This window comes from Spirosoma arcticum (genome assembly GCF_054779955.1).
On record NZ_BAAGXG010000002.1, the window covers coordinates 146,632 to 167,663 of the forward strand.

At 50.5% G+C, this 21,032-nt stretch carries 15 protein-coding genes and 1 tRNA gene; 1 reads left to right on the forward strand and 15 read right to left on the reverse strand.

What is annotated here, in order from left to right:
* Positions 1-3: 3 nt before the first annotated feature.
* From ACYVHB_RS05095 to ACYVHB_RS05155, 13 genes are all read right to left on the reverse strand, one after another.
* Complete coding sequence (locus ACYVHB_RS05095) at positions 4-549, reverse strand: NADH-quinone oxidoreductase subunit B (RefSeq protein WP_461050245.1); 546 nt, start codon at positions 547-549, stop codon at positions 4-6.
* Positions 550-613: 64 nt separating this feature from the next.
* The gene (locus ACYVHB_RS05100; protein ID WP_461050247.1) at positions 614-985 is read right to left on the reverse strand and encodes an NADH-quinone oxidoreductase subunit A; all 372 of its coding nucleotides are present in this window, start codon (positions 983-985) and stop codon (positions 614-616) included.
* Between the two features lie 220 nt (positions 986-1,205).
* Positions 1,206-3,344, reverse strand: a complete 2,139-nt coding sequence (locus ACYVHB_RS05105) for a T9SS type A sorting domain-containing protein (RefSeq protein ID WP_461050249.1) — start codon at positions 3,342-3,344, stop codon at positions 1,206-1,208.
* Positions 3,345-3,525: 181 nt separating this feature from the next.
* Positions 3,526-6,501 carry a T9SS type A sorting domain-containing protein gene (locus tag ACYVHB_RS05110; protein WP_461050251.1) on the reverse strand — a complete coding sequence of 992 codons (2,976 nt, stop codon included), beginning with the start codon at positions 6,499-6,501 and terminating at the stop codon, positions 3,526-3,528.
* 71 nt (positions 6,502-6,572) lie between these two features.
* A complete protein-coding gene (gene obgE, locus ACYVHB_RS05115) occupies positions 6,573-7,580 on the reverse strand; it encodes a GTPase ObgE (protein WP_461050253.1) in 1,008 nt (335 codons plus the stop codon).
* A gap of 54 nt (positions 7,581-7,634) precedes the next feature.
* The gene (locus ACYVHB_RS05120; RefSeq protein WP_461050255.1) at positions 7,635-8,276 is read right to left on the reverse strand and encodes an adenylate kinase; all 642 of its coding nucleotides are present in this window, start codon (positions 8,274-8,276) and stop codon (positions 7,635-7,637) included.
* A 191-nt stretch (positions 8,277-8,467) separates the two neighbouring features.
* Positions 8,468-10,237 carry a tetratricopeptide repeat protein gene (locus ACYVHB_RS05125; protein ID WP_461050257.1) on the reverse strand — a complete coding sequence of 590 codons (1,770 nt, stop codon included), beginning with the start codon at positions 10,235-10,237 and terminating at the stop codon, positions 8,468-8,470.
* A gap of 89 nt (positions 10,238-10,326) precedes the next feature.
* On the reverse strand, positions 10,327-11,271 hold the full coding sequence (locus ACYVHB_RS05130) for a PstS family phosphate ABC transporter substrate-binding protein (RefSeq protein WP_461050259.1): 945 nt from the start codon (positions 11,269-11,271) through the stop codon (positions 10,327-10,329).
* Positions 11,264-11,485: a hypothetical protein gene (locus tag ACYVHB_RS05135; RefSeq protein ID WP_461050261.1), complete on the reverse strand. Its 222-nt coding sequence runs from the start codon at positions 11,483-11,485 to the stop codon at positions 11,264-11,266. The genes ACYVHB_RS05130 and ACYVHB_RS05135 overlap by 8 nt, the downstream gene beginning before the upstream one ends.
* Positions 11,486-11,491: 6 nt before the next feature.
* A complete protein-coding gene (locus ACYVHB_RS05140; RefSeq protein WP_461050262.1) occupies positions 11,492-12,316 on the reverse strand; it encodes an energy transducer TonB in 825 nt (274 codons plus the stop codon).
* A gap of 4 nt (positions 12,317-12,320) precedes the next feature.
* The gene (locus ACYVHB_RS05145) at positions 12,321-12,854 is read right to left on the reverse strand and encodes an ExbD/TolR family protein (protein ID WP_461050264.1); all 534 of its coding nucleotides are present in this window, start codon (positions 12,852-12,854) and stop codon (positions 12,321-12,323) included.
* A gap of 72 nt (positions 12,855-12,926) precedes the next feature.
* Positions 12,927-13,553, reverse strand: a complete 627-nt coding sequence (locus ACYVHB_RS05150) for an ExbD/TolR family protein (protein WP_461050266.1) — start codon at positions 13,551-13,553, stop codon at positions 12,927-12,929.
* A gap of 81 nt (positions 13,554-13,634) precedes the next feature.
* Positions 13,635-14,471: a MotA/TolQ/ExbB proton channel family protein gene (locus tag ACYVHB_RS05155; protein WP_461050268.1), complete on the reverse strand. Its 837-nt coding sequence runs from the start codon at positions 14,469-14,471 to the stop codon at positions 13,635-13,637.
* Between the two features lie 644 nt (positions 14,472-15,115).
* Between ACYVHB_RS05155 and ACYVHB_RS05160 the strand changes: the two genes are divergently transcribed.
* The gene (locus ACYVHB_RS05160) at positions 15,116-18,313 is read left to right on the forward strand and encodes a TonB-dependent receptor (protein ID WP_461050270.1); all 3,198 of its coding nucleotides are present in this window, start codon (positions 15,116-15,118) and stop codon (positions 18,311-18,313) included.
* An 88-nt stretch (positions 18,314-18,401) separates the two neighbouring features.
* Here ACYVHB_RS05160 and ACYVHB_RS05165 read toward each other — a convergent pair.
* Both ACYVHB_RS05165 and ACYVHB_RS05170 read right to left on the reverse strand, forming a co-directional pair.
* Positions 18,402-18,475: transfer RNA gene (locus ACYVHB_RS05165), tRNA-Pro, on the reverse strand.
* 132 nt (positions 18,476-18,607) lie between these two features.
* On the reverse strand, positions 18,608-21,013 hold the full coding sequence (locus tag ACYVHB_RS05170) for a M1 family metallopeptidase (RefSeq protein WP_461050272.1): 2,406 nt from the start codon (positions 21,011-21,013) through the stop codon (positions 18,608-18,610).
* Positions 21,014-21,032: the final 19 nt, after the last annotated feature.

The following is a 21,032-nucleotide window of genomic DNA, read 5'->3' on the forward strand; positions in this document are numbered from 1 at the left end:
TTACTATTGAATACTGTAAGAATTCAATAATTTCGTATACTCATCGGTATTACGCCGACGCAATGATTCATTCTTGGCTAATTCCTGCACCTGCATAACACCTTCGAGAATCTGCTCGGGGCGGGGCGGGCAACCGGGTACGTACACATCCACCGGGATGATCCGGTCGATACCCTGTAGCACGCTGTAGGTATCAAATATGCCACCGCTCGATGCACACGCACCAATGGCAATTACCCAGCGGGGTTCTGCCATTTGTAGGTAAACCTGTTTCAAAACAGGCCCCATCTTCTTGGCAATGGTACCCGCAACAAGCAGCATGTCGGCCTGACGCGGGGAGAAGCTTGGCCGCTCAGACCCAAACCGTGCCAGGTCATAATGCGAAGCCATGGTAGACATGAACTCAATGCCGCAGCAAGACGTAGCGAAGGGCAGGGGCCAAAGCGAATTTGCCCGGGCCAGACCAATCAGCTTATCGAATGAAGTGGCTTGAAAACCGGGCCCTTCGTAAGCCGGAGGACCGTCGACTATTTTGATGTCAGTTGCCATATATGACGTTGTAGTTGCCTGCTAATACAACGAATTGAAAGTGGTTAAAATTCATTAATTGAGGCTATTCCCACTTCAAAACGCCCTTACGAATGATATAATAAAAACCGGCCAGCAACAAGCCCATGAACAAAACCATTTCGATGAAACCCGTCATGCCCAGGCCTTTGAAATTGACGGCCCACGGGTACAGAAAAATCACTTCTACATCGAAAAGAACGAACAGAATGGCAATCAGAAAGTATTTAATCGAGATTGGAGTGCGGGCATCGCCCTGAACGGGAATACCGCACTCGAACGGATCGTCTTTTTTCAGGCTGTTGCGTTTGGGTCCAATGTTATGCGTAACCAGCATGGTTGTTACAATGAAACCCAAGGCGAGGCCCAACTGAATCAGGACGGGTAAGTAATCGGCGGGAACGTAGGTTGCGTTCATAAACGGGATTGAAAATATGATACAAAGGTAGCGATAAAACCAATTGGGACATGAGCTTTGGTCGACCGGCGAACTCGATAAACAGTCGCTCAGAACAGCTAAAACGGCATCTCGGACTACTGTTGGCCACCCTCGAAGCACGAGTGTGTTTTGTGCGTTATAATGCTCAAAGCCTCTCTGATAGAAAGGCTCTGAGCTATACAAACTAATGAAGAATGAGTTACCGGTTGATGATAACACGCCGGGATACGTTGAATCCCGACGAACGCACCCGGATAATGTACACCCCCTGAGCCAGACCCGACAAATTAACACTTTTGCGTTCGTCGAGCAGTGGGACCTGTTGTGCAAATAACTGCTGGCCAGTAAGGGTGAAAACCCCAATGCTGGCATCTTTGAGGTTTTCGATGGTCTCAAGAACAACGACCCCATCGCTGGATGGGTTTGGGTATACGCTTAAACCACCCGTCGACTGATCGAAGGTAAATGCCTTTGGCGTACTATACTCTGAGTAACACGTCAGACTGTTGCCCCCATTAACCGCGTACGTCGATTTGGCGCGGGCCACGTAGTTGGCCGTCACAACAACCTTCACAACGGCGCTCGTCTGGGGCAGAACTTCGCCCGCCCGTCGCCAGTCATACAGATCCGTCTGCCCACCCGACGGAGTCGGTAATAGTGCCTGCAAGGTATATGTGCCAATCTGTTCAACGGTTGGTGTCGAAATTTTAGGACGTACCGTTAAACTGATCGCCGACGACTGCGCCGATTTACAACCATAGATATTAACGGCCTGGGTTGTGTAATTACCCGATTGAGCTACTGTTATGGTCCTGCCAACGCTGCCATTGCTCCAAATGGCTGAACTATTTGCGGCTGTGTTAGTCACAAGAGCCAGCGAAGAATCCGCACAAATCTGTTGCTGCCCATTGGCCACCCGACTGGGATCACTCGCCAGTGAAACGGTTGGATTGACTGGCTGGATAGGCCCCTGTACATCTATAGTTGGCGACAGATAGGTATTCCCGTTTGCATCTTTCAGAACGGCCCGGTAAACACCTGGCCGATCAACGGTAATTGATTGGGTAGTCTGTCCTGAACTCCACGCGTAGGATTTGTAGGCATTGGGTAGCCTAAGCGTAAGTGTATTGTTCGATGACGCACAGGCAACTGCAACCGTTGGCGGGGGCAGTGGAGGCAGTGGTCGCGAGCTGGAAAAGAAGGTGGCATTCAGGCTTTCAAACCAGGCCTGACCAAGTTGCTTCAGGCCTTCGCCACCGAAATGAACTTCGCCCTCGAAACGGGGTATCTGAATATTATCGGTGAAAGGACCGGCAAAAACGTTGTTGTTGTACGTGTTAATGACGTCGTTCTGAGCCTGAATAATGTCTTGGCTTACCCGCCCGGTATTGTACGAGGAACGAGCCAACACCCAGGCGGGATACCGGTCTGTGTCGGCTCTGGTTTTGTTGACAATGTACTGCATATCGTTGCTGTACGACTGCCGACTTGAGTTCAGCGGGTAGTTGTCATTCTCCCCCTGCTGCCACAATACAGCCCTAAGCCCTTGCAGGGAGCAATAGTAACGCAGTGCAATCACTAGATTCGCATAAGGCATGCCTGGTGGATACGGCTGGCTATTAAACCACTTCAGGGTAGGAAGCCCATCCGCGCTTTCTTTCCAGTTGCGAATGATGGTGGCTTCCCAACCGGTATTGATGAACAAAACCGGAACCTGATACCGAGCGGCAATCAGATCTCCCAGTATGCCCCAGCACCAGGCGCTCTGTCCACGCGGGCCGATCAGGGAATTGGCACCCAGTTGCTGAAAAGAAGGTTTCGGCGGATCGGCCGGAGAGTTTGCCGTAGTATTGTCATACGTTACACAGTTGACCCGGTCGTCGGCCGCACCTGCCGCGCCAAAATTCTGAAACCCCTGTGCGTTCGATTGGCCCGTAATGATAAAGACTTCACCAATGCCCACTTTGCGAACCACGTCACTACCCACAATGGCTCCGCCAGCAAATGCCTGCACTTCGAGCCGGTACCAGCCACCTTTTGCCCGCAATGGCCCCTGAAACACTCCCCCCTGCGGGTTTCGCTGGATAGTTACCCAGTCCGTATTGAGTCCCTGACCGGCTGCTTCGGCCTGCACACGTGCCTGCACACTGTCGATGGGCTGGTAGCAACTCCCCGACAAATAGATGGTGCTTGTATTATCGTTCTCGCGCTGGAAGACCGCCCGGCTCTCAGGGTAAGTAATTTTAATGGCCTGTTCGGTCGATTGAGCTAATGCGGGAAAAACAGAAATTAGCAGGCCAAGGATAAATAGTTGTCGTAAGAAATAGTGGTTGTTCATCCGTTGTTTATTAATAGCTGTTTTCTGCCGGGTCACAACGTCGCCTTGAAAAAGCTTATCAGTAACTCGTGCAAAAATCAGACCTTGTTCAATCAGCGTGTCGCTCTGTACTGCCGGTTTCCCGGTAAAATACAAATTTAATGCTTCTGTCCATGATTGAACGGTCTGTTTCGTATTAATATTACAAACCGAGGAGAATTCGTTTTGAAACGTCAAAGCCAGTTGCCTGAACACGCAACAGGTATTGGCCCGCTGGCAGGCTCGTTAACACCAACTGCTTTCGCTCATCAAAAACAGGAATGGCAACCGTCTGAACAACCTGACCGGTGAGGGTGTAAATGGTAAGGGTAGCATTAGTGAGATTTTCCTGCGTTTCAACCCGCACGATTTTGTCGGGGTTGGGATTGGGATAAATGCTCAGCCCCTGGTTGTTTGGATCAACCGTGAATGCGTAGATGGCTGATGGGTTCGAGAAGCAGGTAAGCGTTGGCGAGTAGATGATTGACGCACGAGCGGTATAGTTACCTGATTGATTGGCCTTAATTACACCTGTTTGAACGGCTAACGAATCACTGTCCCGACGCCAGCGAAATTGGGTGCCATTCGTCGAACTGATCGCTTCGAGGGTGTACGTGCCAATCATGTTGATGCTCGGCGCGGGCGGCAGGGGGCGGAGTTCGACCGTTGTATTGCGGGACTGCGCCGATACGCATCCATTTACGTCCCGCACTTTAGCCGAATAATTGCCCGCCAGAGTTGTGCTGATCGTTTGGGTTGAGTCACCCGTACTCCAGAAAACGGTAAAAGGCCCTTCTACCCGAAACGTGATGCGGTCCCCCTCGCAAATGGTTGGCTCCTTGTTCGACAAGATGGTTGGGGCGGCTGGCAACGGATTCACTTTCACAGCAATCACTGGCGAATAGAGTGACAGGCAACCGTTCTGATCGCGGGATTGAACGGCAAAGTTGCCAGTCGCTGTAACGGAGATTGCCTTGTCCGTCCGTCCATCCGACCAAAGCACGTTTAGATTAGTACTGGCGTTCAGCGTGACCCGATTGCCATCACAAAAGGTGGTAGCACCTGCGGCAGAAATCCCAGGCGCCGGTGGCAATGGGTTTACACTAATTTTGACAACGTCGGACTGTATGGAGTTACAGCCGAACTGATTTTGAGTCCGTACCGAATAGTCACCTCCCTGATTGATGGTTATGGCGCGGGTAGTGAGACCACCCGTCCATTGGTACGTCAGCCCATCCGGTGCCGTCAGTGTCACGTTGCGGTCGGCGCAGAACGTAGTAGGTCCGTTTACTGCAATAACTGGCTTTGCCGGTACAGGATTGGCCGTTACGACAATTGTATTTGATCGTTCTGACGTACAGTTGTTCTGGTCGGTTACCGTGGCGAAATAGGAGCCTGACGTGCCTACCGTGACCGCCTTGGCTTGTTGCCCGTCGCTCCAGTTATACCGGACGTTGTCGCTACTGGCGCGAAGAACGGTATTATCGCCCTGGCAGAAGGTATTTGGTTTTTCGCTGGCAATAGTTGGCGTAGCTGGTAATGGGTTGAGGGTGAGGGTCAGGACATTTGATGTGAAGTCGCAGCCACTAACATCCCGATACCTGACAAAATAAGCACCCGCTGCTGTTGCGTTGAAGGCGCGGCCCGTGGTTACGGTTGTGTTCGTCTGCTGACTAATCCACGATACGTTGTCGTAATTTGTTGTCAGCCCCAGACTATTGCCAACACACACCGCTGGCGGTCCGTTGCCCACCACGGCCGCGATGGGGGCGTCCGACACCCGTAACAGGCTGGTGAAATGCGTATTACCCTGACTGTCTTTCACGCGTGCCCGTACTTGCACACCAGGTCCTTTGGTGATGGATGGTCCTGACTCACCCGATTCCCACTGGATGGTCGCGTAGTTACCGTTGACCGTGTAGGTTACATTATTACTTCCGGCGCAGGCTGCCGATATGGTAGGTGGTGGCGATGCGCTCGCTGGCGTTGATCCCTGAAAAAAGGCATCACTCAGGCTGCCATTCCACGCGTTTGCCAAGTCTATGAGACCGTTCAGGTCGAAGTGCAGCCCCTCATTCTCAAGGGGTGGGCGGTTGCGTGGAATTTGAATATTGTCGGTTTCGGGTCCTGCAAATACACTGGGTGTGGAGGAAATCACCTGGTTCTGAGCGGCAATAATAGCGGGGTCTGGGCCACCAATGAAATCACCATACGTTGCTCTGGCTACTACCCAGGGTACCGGTCTGCCAAAGTCCTGTCGGCTTTGATTGATTACAAACTTTAACTCATCCACATACCGGTTCGTTTCCGTGTTGACGAGGTTATCGGTCTCTCCCTGATGCCACAACACGGCCCGGACACCCAGCATATTTGCATAAAACTGAAGCGCTATCTTCAGGTTGATGTATGGTTGACGGCCAGCGTAGGGGAGTCCGTTGATGATACCGTACGCAATACCGCCATCGGGGGCGCTTTCCCGCCAGTTTCTGACTGCTGTACCCGAAAAAGCTGCATTAAAAAACAGTACGGGTACATTCAGCCGCTTCACCAACAGATCGCCCAGTTGTCCCCAACACCAGCTACCAACGCCCCTGGGCGCAATGGTAAAGCCGGGGCTGTTTTCTAACTGGCTGAATGTTGGAATGGGGGGTTCGTTCGGAAACCCTTCATCCGGATACCGGTAGTTCACGCAGTTCACGCGGTCATTCTGTGGATTAGGAGCGGACTGATGAACACCCTGTGCGTTGGACTGACCCGCAATAACGAATACTTCACCAATTCCCACGCGCTCAACGGGGGCTGTGTTGCCCACTTGTTGGTCACCGTTCATGCCCCGCACGTCAAGGTTATACCAGCCGCCTTGTCCCGTAACGTCGCCACTGTATGTACCACCCGTTGGATTAGCCTGAATTAGTTGCCAGTCGGTCGATGTCCCCTGACCGTCACGAGCAATCAGCCGGGCTTCAATGCGGGTAACGGCGGTTGTGTAAATACCAGTGACGCGAATAGTGGCCTGATTGGCCCCATTACGTTGGAATACGGCCCGGCTGGTTGGGAATGAAACCTGAACTTGCGCGACGGTCAGGACAGGTAATAACAGGAAAACAGTTGCACAGAAAATTACGGAAACGTGTTTCATAAAAGTCAAAAAATGCGGCAGTTACGGCAGCGTCAGCCGCTTATGTACGAATGGATATAAAACGTAGATGTTCAAGCCGGTTCATTGGCTACTGTCAGGCTCTGCCAAATGGTGTCTTTTAGTTCGTCTAAACCCTGCTGATTAACGGACGAGATGAAGGCAACAGGTACATTTTTAGGTAGATTCTCTTTTAAACGGTCCAATGCATCCTGATCGACAAGATCAATTTTAGAAATTGCCAGCAACCGTACTTTATCCATCAACTCAGGGTTATACTCCCGTAATTCATTTAGTAGCGTGTTGTACTCATGCCGTATATCTTCGGAATTAGCCGGTATCAGAAACAGTAATACTGAGTTACGCTCAATGTGCCGCAGAAAACGCAGTCCCAATCCCTTACCCTGCGAAGCTCCCTCAATAATTCCTGGAATGTCAGCCATTACAAATGATTTGTAATCCCTATACGCTACGACCCCTAAATTAGGCACGAGGGTTGTAAAGGCGTAGTCAGCAATTTCGGGCCGGGCCGCCGAAACAACCGATAGCAAAGTAGATTTGCCCGCGTTTGGGAAGCCAACTAAACCGACATCGGCCAATAGTTTCAACTCCAGCACGACCCACTCTTCCTGGCCTGCTTCGCCTGGTTGAGCATAGTCGGGTGCCTGCTGGGTTGGCGTCTTGAAATGGTCGTTGCCTAAGCCGCCCCGGCCGCCGGGGAACAGAATAATATCCTGACCGTTTTCAGTTATTTCTGCCAGCACCTCCCCCGTTTCCGGGTTGCGTGCAATGGTGCCAAGGGGCACTTCTAGAATAACGTCAGACCCTTGCGCTCCAGAGCGTCGGCCGCCTTCGCCCGCTACGCCGTTTTCGGCTTTAACGTGTTTGCGGTATTTGAGGTGTAGCAAGGTCCACATCTGCGCGTCGCCCCGTAGGATTATGTGTCCTCCGCGCCCGCCATCGCCCCCATCAGGGCCTCCTTTTGGGGTGTGTTTCTCACGCCGGAAATGCACTGATCCAGCGCCACCCGCGCCCGAGCGGCAATTTATTTTTACGTAATCAATAAAATTTGATGAAGCCATAATTGTTGTTTACTCCGCACCCTGTCAAACCAGTTGGTTCGACGGTCACACGCGTCAGTCGGCGCTTACGTCTTCTTTTTCAATCTCTCTGCAAATAGCTTCGAAGATGGACTCGATATCACCGATACCATCAATCGCTACGTATTTTCCCTGCTGACTGTAATAGTCGGCAACGGGTTTTGTCTTATTGTTATATTCTCCAACGCGCCGACGGATTAGTTCTTCATTCTGATCGTCGGGCCGCCCCGACGTCGCACCCCGGTTCAATAATCGTCGGGTGAGTTCCTCGTCGTCGACCACTAACGCTACCATTGTTGAAATTCGTGTATGATACTGAGCCAACAATTGGTCAAGTGCTTCAGCCTGCGGTACAGTGCGTGGGAAACCGTCAAAAATGAATCCCCCAATGGAACGGTCCGCCGATGCGGTTGCCCCAACGGTATCAGCAGTTGATGTTGCAATGGACTGAGTTTCGCGCAGTTTATAGTCGATCATACCAATCACTACCTCATCCGGCACCAGCAATCCCTGATCCATCAGTTTTTTGGCCGTTAAGCCTAATTCGGAGCCTGCCGTAATTTGCGACCTCAACAAATCGCCGGTAGACAGATGAATCAGATTATACTTTTTGATCAACTTCTCACTCTGGGTTCCTTTTCCGGCACCTGGTGGGCCAAACAGTACAAGGTTAAGCATACGGATTAGTAGGGTCGAACCGTCAAAGCGGTGGTGTCGTTCAGGCAAAAAATTGCGCCCGCAAAGTTACGATTCACTCTGAAAAATAATAGCTGCTCTTACTGACTGTCAATGGTATTTGTTCGGTGACCAACAACAAAAAAGCGCGGACGGACTGCCCACGCTTTTTTGTTGTAAATTTTGCTTACCGTCTATTTAGTGGCCGCAGGCTTTTTCACAGGAGCCTTCGTGCCCGGTTTCGCAGTCGGTTTTGGGGTTGCCTTAACTGGATTCAGCGCCTTTTGCACATCAGCATCGTTCGGGTCCAGTTCCAGCACCTTATTGAAGTACTCTTTAGCCTTCGCTTCATCCTTCTTAGCCAGATTATACGATGCCAGGAATTTGTACGACGTAATCAGGTTCTTCTGATACGACTGCTTCTTCGTTGAGTCAGTCTCGGCTGTTGCCAACTCAATGAACTTTTCGTAATAGGGAACAGCAGCACCCGTCGAGAGTGACACGGCAGAGGGATATGCATAGTATGTCGACTGACCCCGATAATAATATGCTAAGGGGTATGTCTCACCGGCTGTTTTTTCAACTTGCTGCGCCATCTGAGCAAATGATGAGTCAGCCCGCAGGAAGTACATCTGCTTAGCTTGCCGAATCTGAGCCGTATCCATAGGTGCCATTGTTGAATCACGACCTACCCGGAATGCATATTGATAATTAGCCAATGCGTTAAACAGGTAATCGTTGTTCAGCGGTTTCTTATCCTTCTGGATCGTTTGGGAGTAATAATTAGCCGCTTTATCATATCGCTTCGTCTCATAGTACTTCTGAGCGATCTCACGATATAGATTTTCCGTTGTGTCCAGAGGAGCCGCTTTCTCCAGGTTAACGATGCTCAACGAGTCTGCCTCAGGCGTGCCAACTTTGCTATACGCTCGTCCCAGATACTTGTAATCGTCGTAGATTACCTTTTGAGGAGCCGTCGAAATGAATTTATTCAGTGACTCAACCGCTTCGGCGTTTTTACCCAAAGCTGTGTTAGCCCAACCGTACATCCGGTCAATGATTGGGTTGTTGATCTTCCCTTTCAACTGATCCAGAAAGGTGATAGCCCCTTGATAATCTTCTGCCAAGAACTTGTAACGAGCTACGTCGAGCAATAGCTCAGGGTCGGTCGTGCCGCTCTTCTGAATGTACAGTTCGTAGTTCTGAGCTGCACTCTTGTACGCACGTGAGTTGGCCAAAGCGTCGGCGTAAGCGCGGTACGTTGGTGCGAACTCAGGATCGTTCTGAATGGCTAATTTAAAGAACTCCTGCGCTTTCACGTAGTTTTTGCCCCGCAGGTATAACTGACCGATCTTGAAATTAGCTTCGGCGAGGTTTGGACTGATTGCTAACCCGTTCTCATACTTGGTGATGGCGTTGCCACCGTCGTTTTTGAGAAAATAGGCATCACCCATCGTCATCTCGATGTCGGCCCGCTCGTTTTTCTTGTCCTTTTCATCGGCAATCGTGAGCAAACGCAGGGCTTCGGCCGGGTCGTTTGTCTGTTCCGACAACGTGTACATTTCAGCAGCCCGAATCAAAACGTCCTGATTCTTGCTTTTTGTTTGACCAACGGCGTTGTCGATCAACGTTTTAGCCGTAGCGCGGTCTTTCTTTGCTAAAGCTACACCGGCTAAACCGATGTTGTTCAACTGGTTTTTGCCGTCGGCAGCGGCTCCCTTCTCAAACGCAGCCTTAGCCTGATCGACCTGACCACTTTTGAGGTAGTAATAACCAAGATAAAAATGATTATCGGCGGACGGCGAACTGGAAGCCAACTGGGTTAATGTCTGCCCTGCTTTGGTGAACCGTTCAGCGTCGATGTCTTTCAGGGCCGTTTGCACGTCCTGAGCCAGTGCCGGAATCGTTAACGACGCTCCTACAAGCAGTGTGGTTAACAGCGACTTTTTCTGGTTGTTCATCATGTATTTCACGTTGGGAATGGGTAAAAGTTAGTTGTGTCTTATAAACAGTTGGCAAATCTAAAAAATTGCGGCTAAACGAAAAAACTTAATCACTTTGTCAGATTAACCTCTCTATTATATCGTACGGCGGGCCATAAACCTAATTTATGAACGATGAGAGAGCCAGCGTCACGAGCTATGTAATTAATTAGCCCACCCCCCAAGCCAGGATGAGTTTCTCGACTGAGGATATAAACAGGCCGACGTAATGGGTATCGCTGCATGCCCAGATCTTCCTGAAAGGGTTGAAAATAATCGTTTCGCCCCGTAGGATTCACTTTGTTGGAAACACCCACAACGCGCAAGTCACTGGCCAGCTCAACCGACAACAGCTCGTCACTGTCGCTGATCCAGTTGACGCCTATAAATCCTAATGCCGACGGATTTTTGCGGACGAACTCGATAACTTCCCGGTTAGACTTAGTCGTGAAAATACGCAGCCCTTTCACGTCGGTTATTTTGAGCGTGTCCAGTATAAAGCCCAGATTACTGGAATTGTTATTATCAAAGACTAAGGTAATCGGCCCCGTCTGGTTACCATCTTTCAGTTGCGACCATTGTTTCGTTCGGCCACTGAAAATAGCTCGTAACTCATTCATTGTGATTAAGCTATCCGTGTTAGCCCGATTAATAATGAGCGCTACGCCATCGGTGGCTATTTTTTCAGCTGCTCCCTTCACCTTCTGTTGATCAAGCCCTAATCGTTCATTCTTGGTTAGCTGGCGGGTTGCAAATACCAAACGGGCGCTGTCCCGAAGCATCATGTTGATGGCTTCCTGTTCAGGCCTGTAAACGATGTTGAAATGTACGTTGGGGTAGATACCCGCATAGGCCGATGTCAATTGAGTAACCAACGGCACGAATGACTCATCGGCGGCTATCGTGATCGTTCCTCGGGATGGGTTGTCCAACGGTGGTTTATCACTGCCACAGCCGATTAGGATTATCAGCAAACCAACCGGCAGAATAAGTCTGCTAATAACATAGTTAATCATCTTCCTGAAAACGTTGATACGCTCGATAGATCCGGAAACTTCCATAAATTAATAGCAACGCTCCCATTCCATACCGAAGTAAGCCTGGCTCTGGAAACACGCCAAAAGACTGAGAGGAGGCAATCAGTGCGATGCCTCCTCCCAGGTACGCCAGCGAAGCCAGCACTGCAACATACAGCGTCAGCCGCGCCGGTCCTTCATTCCGTCTGCGCATGGGCACTTATTCCAGCGTAAAGTTGATGGGTAAGTTGTATTTTACCCGAACCGGCCGACCCGATTGCTTACCCGGTCGCCATTTCGGCATACTTTTTACTACGCGCTGCGCTTCTTCGTCGGTGCCAAATCCTAATCCTTTCAGCACTTGCACGTCCTGGATGCTACCATCCGTGTTTACCACGAAGCTCACAAACACACGACCTGCCACGTTTGCCCGCTGAGCCGCTGCCGGATACCGGAGGTTCTTTTGCAGGTACTGACCTAAGGCCGCCATACCACCAGTGAATTCTGGCTGTTGCTCCACTACCGTAAAGATTTGTTCTTCTTTAGGAGCTGCCTCAACGGCCACTTCAACTTTTGTTGGTGCTGCCGTAGCTTCAGGAGCCGCAATAACTTCTTCTGCATTCGGGTCGCCTTCCTGCGTTACCTCAGCCGCAACCGCTTCCTTTAACTCTTCCACGGCGGGTGGCGGTGTTTCTTCAGGCACTTCCTCGTCCGGCTTTACTTCGGGCGGAAGGAATTTTACCGTGTTCACCTTGGGCAACTCAACCGGTGGTGGTGGTGGTGGTGGCGGTTCGTTTGGGTCGATGGGTGGCGGTGGCAACTTCATCAAGTCCACCTCAACCATCGCCTGCTCCTCAACCTCCGGCGTCAGCGCCGTGATGATCGTTGGGGCAAGTACACCAAGTGTAAACAGGATGCCGCCAATGATGAGGGCACGCGTTACAGTTTTAGGATACCCTTTCCGCAAGGAATAAGCACCGTACGCCTGATTCCGATTCGCAAACACGATATCATCGAGTGTTACGTTTTGGGTGTTTTCTGCCATGGCGTTATGCGTCTATTTTAGCTTTGTCCTTGAGAATCTTTTTCTCATCCGGGGTCAATTGATCCACCAAAGCGTACCGCTTTGTTTTCGTAATTGCCATTTCGTCCAGCACGTCAACCATGTTCTTATAAGTTGACTGTTTAGTCGGCTTGATAACGACTACAAATTTATCGCCACCCACTTTCCGGGCGTTCTCCTGAAGAGCCTGACGAAATTCATAACCATAACCAATGGTCTTTACTTCGGGGTCTTCGTTAGCTGCTTTACCAAAGATATAATGCGCCTTGTTGTCTTTGCCGAGGAAAACGGTCATTACGTTAGAGGCTTTGATCGGCTCCGTTTCTTCTTTTTTGGTTTTGTCCGGCACGTTAAGCGTCATCGAAGACGGCTTACTGAGTGTGGTAGCCAGAATGAAGAAGGTAATCAGGAGGAATCCCAGGTCAACCATCGGCGTCATGTCGACACGAGTTGATTGTTTCTTGGACCTTACCTTACCGTCATGCTTGCCACCACCACCGCCAGTGTTAATTTCTGCCATGATTTGGTTCGTTTGTAAGTTGTAGTTTATGATTCACAAGTACCACTCATGAACCATAAACTACGACCTAAGTTAGTTTGCTTTCCAGCCTGCCGGGGGAGCTTCCGTACCGGTGATCAGGTTGAATTTATTGATGTTCTGCGCCTGAAGTGTAGCCAACACATTCTTGAACTCTGGAAACTTGGCAAGGTTATCTCCCTTCACCGCAATCCGCAGTTTGTTGTTAGCCTTCCGGGCGTTATAAACCCATTCCTTCAACTCATTCGCTGGAGCTGTACCGGTCGAGTCGGTCGGAATGCCCGCTTGCTTAACCTTAGCCTTCTGCTCCTTTTCGAGGTTCAGATACGATTTCAACTGGTTGATGGGTATTCCAAAGTTCGACATCAGCGAAAACTCCTTCTTTTCATTGTTGGAGAACGTGATTCCCTTCGCGGCAGCAATGTTATCAAGCATGGCAATGCGGTTTTGCGCGTTGTCAATACCAAAATATACCTTGCCATCCCTGCCCAGACCAATGGTCATAATGTCGCTATCCGGTACTTTAATGCCAGAGATGGACGAAGGCGTTTCAATGCTGGCGGCATCCTGCGACCGGAACTGGGCCGTCAGAATGAAGAAAGTCAGCAACAGGAACGCTACATCGGTCATCGCCGTCATATCTACCGAAGAACTGGCGCGTTTTATTTTAACTGCGGGCATAATAGAGTCTTGTTTCTGCCTACCCGGCTTAGCCGGGTAGGTTGGTTAATTACACAACTGTGATCCGTCGGCGACGCAACCTTAGTTGTGAGCCGCGAAGTTCTGCTGAATGCTCAAACCGATTTCGTCGATGTTGTAAGTCAACGTGTCGATTCGACTCGTGAAATAGCTGTACATAATGGTTGCAATAGCCGCCGTACCGATACCCAGAGCCGTGTTTACGAGGGCTTCAGAGATACCCGTTGACAGCGCACCCGTGTCGGGCTGACCTGTAGCACCCATAGCTGCGAAGGCCCGGATCATACCAAGTACCGTACCAAGCAGGGCAATCAGCGTTGATACCGAAGCCAGCGTTGCAATGATCGTCAGGTTCTTTTCCAGCATGGGCAGTTCCAGCGTCGTCGCTTCTTCTACTTCCTTCTGAAGGGCGGCTAATTTCTGCTCTTTCGTCAACTCAGTGTCGGTCGACAGTTGCTGATACTTCACCAGAGCGGTTTTAACAACGTTACCAATTGAACCTTTCTGCCGGTCGCACTCCTGAATGGCACCACTAACGTCGTTCCGGTCGAGCTGGCTTTTCACCTTCCGAACGAAATCGTCAATTGAACCGGAGCCATTTGCCCGGCCAATCGTGATGAATCGCTCAATGGAGAATACCAGTACCGTCAGGAAGCAGGTAAACAGGATGGGTACGATGAATCCACCTTTGTAAACGGTGCCGAAGTAATCACCGGGTAGGGGCTCTTTCGTGTTGTCGCCTTCCTGGAAATGGCTCCCGTCGCCAAAAACGAAGATGTACGTCAGGATACCGATCAGCAACAGGACCGGGATAACGAACGCGGGATTCAGGCCGCCCGACGACGTCTTTTTGGGTGCCGATGCCTTGGCTGGTGCTGGAGAGGGAGTTTGTGTTTTCATTGGAACTGGACTGTAGGGTTAAATTGAAAGTTGGTTTGCCCGGTAAAAAAAGTGAAAAATTTAGACTCTTTCGGTTTGTCCAGCTAAAAATTTGATGGAAAGGCCTTCAAACCTCTACAAAACTATGGCTTTTCTAACTAAAACCACACAATCATGTTTGTCAAATGTTTCACTTTTATGGCAATCAAGCAACAATTACTTGGACATATCTGACTTTGAGGGGCAACCTCTTTCCAATTAGAACTTCAGATAAATCCTTGTTTGTCAAGTGTCCCAATCATTTCTACCAGTGAGCTTTGGCAATGTTGAGGGATTCATGGAGGGGCGTTGCTCATAAAATAATTATTAAGGTTAAAGATATGTCTCAAGCGGGGCTACAAACACCCTTTTAGAAGTGGATGCACGACGCGGTGCGATTCCATAAAAGAAATCAAAAAAGAATTGTATGAGTAGCGGTTGAAGAGAACTGACCAGCAGGTGTTAATATACTTTTCATTCGTCAGGCAAACAACCTGAATGGAGTGGTGTAAACCAATCCATTAGTTGTTAATAGACTACAAAGGTTACGATTTGGTAATAATCAGGTAATAGCAACTTAACACAACTGCGCTCTCTTTGTAGCGGGAAATCTAACTAACCTGTGTATGAAAAAACAGCTATTTTTTATCGTTTTAGCGCTACTTTCTACTTGTTTTATCAGTAAAGTAGTAGCGCAAACCACTCAGGCCTCCATTGCGGGAATCATCTCAGACAATCAGAAATCGCCACTCCCTGGTGCCACCGTTCAGGTCCGTAACGAGTCGACTGGGTTTACTACCGGAACAATTACTACGGCTCAGGGCGACTACCTCTTTAAAGAACTGCCCTTGGGCGGTCCGTACACCATCCGCGTTACATTCATCGGCTTTGGTGAACAGAAACGGACGGGTTATACGCTGAACCAAGGGGACGCTATTCGGATAAATATAACCATGCAGGAAGACGGCCAGGCGCTGGAAGTAGTACAGGTGGTAGCGTCGGGTCTGAAAAACAAGATTGAAAATATAGGAGCGGCAACGGCCGTCACGGCCCGGTCAATTGCGTCGCTGCCGGTTAATGGTCGCAACTTTACAACCTTGCTGGACCTCTCGCCCCTGAGCAGAGGAGGCAGTATCTCGGGGCAGCTTGGTTCGTCGACCAACTTTACCATTGACGGTATGACGGCTAAAAACCCAACCTCAGCGGGGTCAACTACCAGCCGAAGCGGGGCGCCTTATTCTATTTCTATCGAAGCTGTTCGAGAATTTAAGGTGATTACTAACCAGTACGACGTTGTTTACGGACGTAGTGGCGGGGGTATCGTGAGCGCGGTCACTAAGGCTGGTACCAACAAATTGAGCGGCAGTATCTTTAATTACACGCGGGCTAACTGGCTGTCCAGTCAATATGACATTCGGGGGAATCAACGCAATATCAGTTTCTCGACGAATCAGTACGGTTTTTCGCTGGGTGGTCCGATTATCAAGGACAAATTGCACTTTTTCGTCGTCTGGGATCATCAGCAGGATACCCGTCCGCTGATTATTGCCGACGTGCAAACACCCGCTGACGAAAATCGCTTCAACGTGACCAGAACCACGCTCGACCGATACGTTGATATCGCCCGGAGCAAATATGGCGTTGCCAACACTCCTCAATACGGCTCGTTCGATAAGCCCCGCAGTTCCGATGCCGCCTTTGCCCGGATCGACTGGCAGATTAACAGTAAAAACCTGCTTACCGTACGTAACAATTACACCCGAGACCTGAATAAGCTCGGCTTAACCGATAACACGTCCATCAATATCTACGAGTCGACGGGTAACGATTTCAACTGGGACAACAGCTTCCTGGCTACCTTACGTACGTCATTAAATCCCCGAATCACGAACGAATTAAAATTACAGCACCTCTACACGTACCAAAAAAGCAGTCCTGGCGATCAGTTACCGGCTGCCAACATTCCCCGGAATCTGGTCGAAAACATTGCCTCAACTGTTGCGGGCGGCACCCGATCCACGAACATCCAAATGGGCGGGCATCGTTTTGCCCAGGAGGGGTTCAAGAACAACGTACTTCAATTGGTCAATAACCTATACTACACTACCGACAAGATTCAGTACACGTTTGGTCTCGACCTGATGTATACGCGGGCTAACTCGGTGTATGGCAGTGAGGTGAATGGCCGTTTCCATTACACCGCAGAGGGGGGCGTTACCGCCCTGGATAAGTTCGACCGGTTGCAACCTTACCGTTATTTTCGGGAGGTGCCCTTGGTCAATGACCTGACGGTGATCGGCAATACGCTGAATGCTGGTATATACGGCCAACTGACAACCCGGCTGGCACCGGGTATGGAATTAACCGCTGGTATGCGGTTCGATTATGCTCGTTACCCGTCGGCCCCGCTGAATCAATTGGTTCTTGACGAACTCAATCTACGCACCGACAATAAGTTCAAGTCCTTTATTGCTCAGCCCCGGTTACAGTTGACCTGGGATGTCAATGACCGGCATACGGATTTTGTCCGTTTGGGTGGGGGCGTTTTTGCGTCCGACATTAACAACTACGCCGTCATCAATAACCTCACGTTTGACGGTAAGCACTTAGCTACGGTAGACGTTCGGGCACCCAATGTGCCAACGCCGGATTTTGCCGCTTACCGGAACAATTATGCCAGCATTCCAACCTTAGCCGCTTTTCAACTCCCAACCATTAACCTAACGGGGCCTGACGCGCAAGTACCGGTTATCTACAAAGCGAACGCGTCATACAGTCGCTTCCTGACCAGTAAGTTGCGGGTAGGCCTTGCCGGTTTTGCCACGCTCGGCCGCAACAACTACGTGTACGTGGACCGGAACATGGTGGCTGACCCGTTCTTCCGGTTAGCCAACGAAGCCAATCGGGGCGTATACGTACCCCTTGACAGGATGCCTGCCAACGGCGCTGGCGACTGGCAACTGGGGCGCATCAGCCAGAAATTAGGGCGGGTGCTGGAACTGAACAGTGAAGGAAAAGTAAATCAGTTTGCGATTGTTGCCGACGCTACCTTTCAATATTTCAGAGATGGTGAAATTTCGGCCAGCTATACCTGGAACGATACCCGCGACAACACCTCCTACAATGGTAACGTAGCAAACACGGCCACATTGGTACTGCCCGTGAAGGACGATCCGCGCAACCTGAGTCAGCTAACGTATTCTGATAACCATTTCCGGAATAAGGTCGTCGTGTACGGTACGCTGCCTACTTTCTTTGGTGTTACGGTGGGCGTTCGCTATTCAGGCATTGGCGGCACCCGATATACGCTGCTCTCAGGTGCTAACAGCAACGCTGACTTTGTGGCGGGAACGAACGACCTGGCTTATATTTTTGACCGAAACGGCGAGAGTGTACCCCAGAATGTACGGGCGGGCCTACAGGCAATTCTGGACAATCCGAACGCAAGCCAGAGTATAAAGGACTATATCACGACGTATTCGGGCCAGATAGCCGAGCGCAATGGCGGTATTAACGGCTTTTACAGCATTTTCGATATTCGGGCCAGTAAGCGGTTCCGGTTCTTAAAAACGCACAGCATTGAGGTATCGGCCGATGTATTCAACTTTGCCAACCTCCTGAAGAGAACTTGGGGCGTCAATGAGTCGCTGACCAGCCAGGCTTTATATGCGTTGGGGATTCCAGCATCGGGTGGAACACCCGCCGTTCCCAATTTTGACCGAACGAATCAACGGTTTAACTACCGCGTGAATACAGCGGGTGTTGTGAACCCGTCAGGCGACCCTTTCCAGTGCCAGGTCGGCATTCGCTACAGCTTCTATTGATAAGAATAGATATCCTTAAGCAGAACGTGCTACTGGGGTACTGAACAAACTAAAAAAGCTGACGATGATCGTCAGCTTTTTTAGTTTGTCGGGAAGGCGGGATTCGAACCCACGACCTCTTGCACCCCATGCAAGCACGCTACCGGACTGCGCTACATCCCGAATGGAGAGACAAAAGTAATGAATAATGAATAATGCACAATTAAACTTATCCTACCTTCGATTGCAAAGACCCGTTTTCCATTCGCAACCGCCCATGTGGTGCATTATTCATTACCCATTGCACATTGTTCATTAATTCTTTCCGCTGCCCTGTGTGGCGGGTGGTAGCGGAGCACGCCGTTGCTGCTGCATTGGGTTAGGTGCCTGATTTCCACCACGCTGTTGCTGCCTAAATAATTGGAAACGCGTTGGCTGAGCAGTCCGTGGGAACGAATTATTCTCGGTGTCGATGTCCGCAATTTCCAGATAAGGATCAAGCGTCCACTGAGTCACTTTTTTGCTGGTGGCAACAACTTTTTTTATCGACACATCATTGAAGCGCCAGATTTCGGCTGGGAAACGAGCCACCGAATCGGTTCCATCCTCAAACTGCATCCTGACAATAACGGGCATCGGAATACCTCCTTTGTTTTTCAGGGAGAGCGTATAAAAATTCGTACCAGCGTTCGTTTCGAGTGACTTGCGTTCGTCGTCGCTCAGCGTTGCTAAGTAATCCTGATATCTTTTCTTGTCAGCATCCGTCACGGCGTAAGGATCATAGGTATTGTAGAAATCGTTCATGGTCGAATCCTTCGCAACAACGCTCTCCGCCTGGGTCGCAGCATCACGCTGTTTACTGACGGTTCCCGCCCGGCGTTTGGCTTCAGCCTGAGCGGCTGCCTTCGTTGCTACAGGATCGCCCGAATCCACCTGATACCAGTCTACCTCGACTAAATCCTGGTCGACCGGCTCAACGCCGTAGAACCAGCCTTTCCAGAACCAGTCTAAGTCAACGCCCGACGCGTCTTCGAGGGTACGAAAAAAATCAGCGGGTTCGGGTGATTTAAACGCCCACCGCCGAGCGTACTCTTTAAACGCGTAATCGAACAGCTCACGGCCCATCACCGTTTCGCGCAGGATATTGAGCGCGGTGGCCGGTTTGGCGTAAGCATTCGGCCCAAGACCAATGACGTTGTCCGACGAGGTCATGATCGGCGACAGCACTGCCTTATCCGACTTCATGTAGTCCACAATCAATTGGGGTTCACCGCGCCGGGTAGGGTAATTATAGTCCCACTCTTTCTCGGCCAGATACTGGCAAAACGTGTTCAGGCCTTCGTCCATCCAAGTCCACTGCCGTTCGTCGGAGTTAACGATCATGGGGAAAAAATTATGGCCTACTTCGTGGATGATGACGCCGATCATACCGTATTTCACCTGCTCAGAATACGTGCCATCCGGGTCGGGGCGACCGCCGTTGAACGAGATCATCGGGTATTCCATGCCCCCACCGGCCGTGGCGTGGCATGAAATAGCCACCGGGTACGGATACTTAATGGTACGGTTGCCGTACGATTTCAGCGTGTGCTCTACCACGCGGGTCGAATACTGACCCCAGAGTGGATTGCCTTCTTTCGAGTAAAACGACATGCTCCAGATTTTGCGACCATCACCATACACATCAGTTTGCATGGCATCCCAAATGAATTTGCGGCTGCTGGTGAAGGCAAAGTCACGCACGTTGTCTGCTTTGTATACCCAGGTTTTCTTCGCCGTTGTGCCACCCGGCTTCACTTTTTCAGCGGCAACGGCTTCGTCCTGCGTCACAATTACAACCGGTGTTTTCGATGTGGAGGCTTGGGCGAGCCGCTTTTGTTGCGTGGCGGTTAGTACTTGCTTGTAGTTTTGACATTCGCCCGTTGAACCGACAATGTGATCGGCGGGGGCGGTGATGGCGACTTTGTAGTTTCCGAAAATAAGCGTGAACTCGCCCTGCCCCAGAAACTGCTTGTTCTGCCAGCCGTTGACATCGCTATAGGCGCAAAGCCTTGGAAACCAGTGGGCAATGAAGTAATTGTAGTTGCCGTCTTTTGCGAAAAACTCCATGCCACTTCGGCCATAATACTCTGTGATGAAGTAATTCCAGTCGATGTTGAACGAATAACTGCCGCCGGGTTTCAACGCCGTCGGCAAGTCAATCCGCATCATCGTCTGGTTGATGGTGTATTTCAGCGCCGTACCCGACTTAGTGTCCTTGACGGCCGTAATATGGTAGCCGTATTTATCGGACGCCTGCTGACTGCTGCGTTCACGAACGGAAGTCAGATTTTGCAACTGCGAAAAACTCATCCCACTTTCATTCACTCCGCCCGTGCGGGTTACGCTGCCAGTGGAGCCTTTGGCAAATAAATTCTGGTCGAGTTGGAGCCAGATAAACGGCAATTGATCGGTTGAGTTGTTGTGGTACGTGACCGTTTCCGAGCCGATTATCTTTTGATTGGCATCGTCAAGCTCGACTTTAATGTCATAATCAGCCCGGTTTTGAAAATAATCTTTACCCGGCGCACCAGCCGCCGTGCGGAAGGTATTGGGCGTGGGCAGCATGGGGCCGAGTTGCTCGAAACGCGTATTAGCGTTTTGGGTTGGCACGGTTGGGGCCTGCGCCAACAAAGCGCCCGACCAAATAGTCAGGCCAGCCATCAATAGTACTTTTTTCATAGGTTGTCGTAGGTTGATA